The organism is Pseudomonas sp. JV245A (assembly GCF_032424515.1).
In the GTDB taxonomy this organism is placed as follows: domain Bacteria; phylum Pseudomonadota; class Gammaproteobacteria; order Pseudomonadales; family Pseudomonadaceae; genus Aquipseudomonas; species Aquipseudomonas protegens.
Map to the genome: position 1 here is coordinate 1 of NZ_VYKE01000262.1, position 4103 is coordinate 4103.

The following is a 4103-nucleotide window of genomic DNA, read 5'->3' on the forward strand; positions in this document are numbered from 1 at the left end:
GCGCCGGGCGAACTCCATGCGTTCGGTGGCGTAGGTTTCCAGCAGGCGTTCGGCACTCTTGCCGCTCAGTACCGCTGCCAGTTTCCAGGCCAGGTTGATGGCGTCGCCGATCCCGGTGTTCATGCCCTGGCCGCCGGCCGGGCTATGCACGTGGGCGGCGTCCCCGAGGAGGAACACCCGGCCGGTGCGAAACTGCTCGGCCACCCGGTGATGCACCTTGTAGGTGGAGAACCAGTTGACCTGGGCCACCTCGACCTTGAGCTGGCGCATGGCGCGCTGGCTGACATCCTCGAAGCGCAGGTTCTCCGGGTGCTCGGCACGCTCGTCGCGCACCGTGCCGATCAGCCGTGCGCGGCCGCTCTGGGCCAGGGGGAACACCGCGAGAAAGTCGGCGTCGTCCAGGTCCACGTGCAACTGGCCGTCGATGCTCGGGCCGCTGGCCTGCACATCCGCGACGTAGAACACCTGCTGGTAGGTGCCGCCGGGAAAGCCGGTGCCCAGGGTCTTGCGCACCGTGGAGCGGGCGCCGTCGCAGCCGGCCAGGTAGAAGGCCTGGCAGTGTTCTTCGCGCCCGTCGGGGCCGCGCAGGCGGGCGTTGATCAGGTGGCCGTGGTCGGTGAAGGCCAGCAGCTCGGTGTTGCGTTCGACCTCCACCCCCTGCAGCGCCAGGCGTTCGATCAGCAGTTGCTCGTGTTCGTCCTGAGGAAAGATCTGCAGGAAGGGGTAGGGCGTCAGGTCTTCGCCGATGGCCTTGAACGGCAGGTGGGCGGCGCGCTCGCCCTTGACCCAGAGGTTCACCGCCGGCACATGGTGGCCGCGCTCGACGATGGCCCGGGTCAGGTCCAGCTGGCGGTACAGCTCAAGGGTTCGCGCCTGCACCGCCAGGGCCCGGGAGGTAGTGCCCGGGCCCGGGGTCTTGTCGATGATCCGCACCTTGACCCCCTGCCGGCGCAGCCAGAGCGCCAGGACCAGGCCGGTGGGGCCGGCGCCGATGATCAGTACGTCGCTGCAATTCATGGGCTTGCCCTCGGTAGACGATCAAGGTCATGCAGGCGGCTGCCGCCGGGCTCAGCGCTGGGCGAAGGCCAGGTTCAGGCCGAGCCCGGCGAAGCTTGCGGCAAAGCTGCGGCGCAGCCAGTTCTGCACCTGGGGCGACTCGATCACCGCGGTGCGGAACAGGTTGGCCAGCAGGCCATAGAGCACGAACACGAAGAAGGTCATGGCCATGAACACGCCGCTCAGGAGCAGCATCTGCGGGATCGGGCCGCTGCCGTCATGGGCGATGAACTGGGGCAGGAAGGCCAGGAAGAAGAGGGTCAGCTTGGGGTTGAGGATATTCAGCAGGCAGGCCTTGAGCATCAGCGCGCCGGGGCCATGGCTGACGGCGTTGCTGTCCACGGCGAAGGCCGAGCGGTCGCGCCAGGTGGCGTAGGCCAGGTACAGCAGGTAGGCGACGCCGGCGAACTTCAGGCCCTGGAAGGCCAGCGCGCTGGAGTGCAGGATGGCCGACAGGCCGAGGATCGAGGCCAGCAGGTGCGGGACAATCCCGGCGGTGCAGCCGATGGCGGTGAACAGGCTGGCGCGCTTGCCGGCCACCAGGGCGGTGGAAATGGTCAGGATCACGCCGCTGCCGGGAATCAGCACGACGATCAGGCTGGTGATCAGGAAATCCAGGGTCAGCATCCGGGCATCACTCCATTGAGGGCAGGCGCGGGGTCAGGGCTGGGCGCCACACCGAGGTCGGGGGTCATCAAAATACACCCAGCCACACCGCCAATAGAAGGATTCTAGCCTGTAGCCGCTGCTGAGCCCGCGAAGCTGTGCAAAGGTCCGCAGGACCTTGCCTGGCGATCTCCCGCCGATCCCGCAGAGGCCTCAGGGTCGCGGCGTCTGCTACGCAGCCTGCGGCAGCGGCTACAAGGGCCGCGGCGGGAACAGCGCTCGCATTCCTTGGTCGAACGCCCCAGCCGCTGCTTTACTTGCACGGCCCTCGCCCAGCCATCTCGCGGAGCCCCATGATTTCCTCTCGTCTTCTCAGTTGCTTCCTGGGCCTGTCGCTGCTGGCCGGTTGCGCCAGCCAGCGCGGCCCCCAGGCACCAACACTGACCCCCGAACAGACCCAGGCCCGGATCCTGCGCCTGCTGCCGGCCCAGGTGGCGGACCGCCCGGGCTGGGCCCGGGACATCCAGGTGGCCTTCAGCGCCCAGGGCCTTGAACCGAGCCAGAGCAACCTGTGCGCGGTGCTGGCGGTGACCGAGCAGGAATCCACCTTCCAGGTCGACCCGACGGTGCCGGGCCTGGGGCGCATCGCCCGGCAAGAGATCGACCGCCGCGCGGCCAAGGTGCATGTGCCGGCGCTGCTGGTCAGTGCCGCCCTGCAAGTGCGCGGCCCGGACGGCCAGTCCTACAGCCAGCGCCTGGCCAGTGCCCGCAGCGAGAAGGAATTGAGTGCGATCTTCGATGACTTCATCGGCATGGTGCCCCTGGGCAAGACCCTGTTCGGCGGCTTCAACCCGGTGCACACCGGTGGGCCGATGCAGGTCAGCATCGAGTTCGCCCAGCAGCATGCCCAGGGCTATCCCTACCCGGTGCAGGACTCCATCCGTCATGAGGTCTTCAGCCGCCGCGGCGGCCTGTATTTCGGCATCGCCCACCTGTTGGGCTACCCGGTGGACTACCCGCAGCCGTTGTACCGTTTCGCCGATTTCAACGCCGGCTGGTACGCCAGCCGCAACGCGGCGTTCCAGAGCGCGGTGAGCCGTGCCAGCGGGATCAGGCTGGCGCTGGATGGCGACCTGATCCGCTACGGCTCGGTCATGCCCGGCAGCACCGAACTGGCGGTGCGCACCCTGGGCAAGCAGCTGGGGCTGCGTAACCCGCAGATCCGCGCCCAGCTGGAGAAGGGCGACCGCCAGGACTTCGAAGAAACCGAGCTGTACCGTCAGGTGTTCGCCCTGGCCGATCGCATGGCGGGCAAGCCCGTACCGCGCCAGCAACTGCCCGGCATCGAACTCAAGAGCCCGAAGATCACCCGCCAACTGACCACTGCCTGGTTCGCCAAACGGGTGGACGAACGCTACCAGCGCTGCCTGCAACGCCCGCTGTAGAGGAGCTGGCTTGCCAGCGAAGGCGGCCGCCAGGGCGATGCAGGGCCTCTTCGCCGGCAAGCCGGCTTCCACAGGGGGCACTGTTGTGCGGGGAGCAGGTGCTTGCTTGTCAGGCCCGGGGGCGGCGTGGCAGGATGCGCCATGAATTTTTTCCAGCTCGTCTCCCGCCCTCATCACCATCGACCTCATCTCCGGGGCCGTGGTCGCTTGTGCGCGTCGAGCCGTCAGTCATCGAGCAATCGCGATCACTGACCTTCGATGAAAAAAAACCAAGGCGCCCCACAAGGCGCCTTTTTTATTGCCTGTCAAAAAACCAGAGGAATGACCCATGACCATGTTACGTGGCACTCGAATGATCACCGGCGAACAAGCCGCCACCCTGCGCACCCTGGAAGGACGCTTCCGGAGCTGGCTTCATCGAAGCGGGCGCTGAAGAAGTCATTGTCCCGGCGCTGTGGGGCCAGGACACCTTTATCGAGAAGGCCGGAGGTAGCGAAGTCATCGGCCAGATGTGGGCCTTCAACGACAAGGCCGGGCGGCCTTGCTGCCTGATCCCGGAAGCCACCGCGCTGTTCCAGGAAACCGCCGGCGAGCTGCTGGCGGGGCGCGAGCAGGCGGCCTTCTTCTACGTTGCCCGCTGCTATCGCTACGAGCGCCCGCAAGCCGGGCGGTATCGAGAGTTCACCCAGTTGGGCCTGGAGATTCTCGGCCCCGATCCGCAGCGCGCCCTGGAGCAGGCGCGGGCGCTGTGCGTGGGCTTTCTCGACGCCTTGGGCCTGGAATACCAGCTCAACCTCGGGGTCAAGCGCGGCCTGACCTACTACCTCAATGGCGAGGGTTTCGAAGTGCGCTGCCCGCGCCTGGGGGCGCAGCAGCAAGTGGTGGGGGCAGGCGCCTATCGCCAGGGTGCCGGCTTCGGCATTGGCCTGGAGCGCCTGCAACTGGCGCTGCAAGCCTGACCGCCTGCGTGCGGTAGGAGCTGGCTTGCCAGCGAAG

4 protein-coding genes are annotated in these 4103 nt (G+C 67.4%); 2 read left to right on the forward strand and 2 right to left on the reverse strand.

The features are described 5' to 3' along the window. On the reverse strand, positions 1 to 1017 hold a 1017-nt coding region (locus F6S12_RS30125), incomplete at its 3' end, for an FAD-dependent oxidoreductase (RefSeq protein ID WP_315869716.1). Positions 1018 to 1068: 51 nt separating this feature from the next. Beyond that, the gene (locus F6S12_RS30130) at positions 1069 to 1683 is read right to left on the reverse strand and encodes a LysE family translocator (protein ID WP_315869717.1); all 615 of its coding nucleotides are present in this window, start codon (positions 1681 to 1683) and stop codon (positions 1069 to 1071) included. A gap of 332 nt (positions 1684 to 2015) precedes the next feature. Here F6S12_RS30130 and F6S12_RS30135 point away from each other — a divergent pair, with 332 nt between their 5' ends. Then, the gene (locus F6S12_RS30135; protein WP_041117316.1) at positions 2016 to 3107 is read left to right on the forward strand and encodes a DUF1615 domain-containing protein; all 1092 of its coding nucleotides are present in this window, start codon (positions 2016 to 2018) and stop codon (positions 3105 to 3107) included. A 416-nt stretch (positions 3108 to 3523) separates the two neighbouring features. Then, positions 3524 to 4066 (forward strand): ATP phosphoribosyltransferase regulatory subunit, encoded by a 543-nt coding sequence (locus F6S12_RS30140; protein WP_041117318.1) that lies wholly within the window; start codon positions 3524 to 3526, stop codon positions 4064 to 4066. Positions 4067 to 4103: the final 37 nt, after the last annotated feature.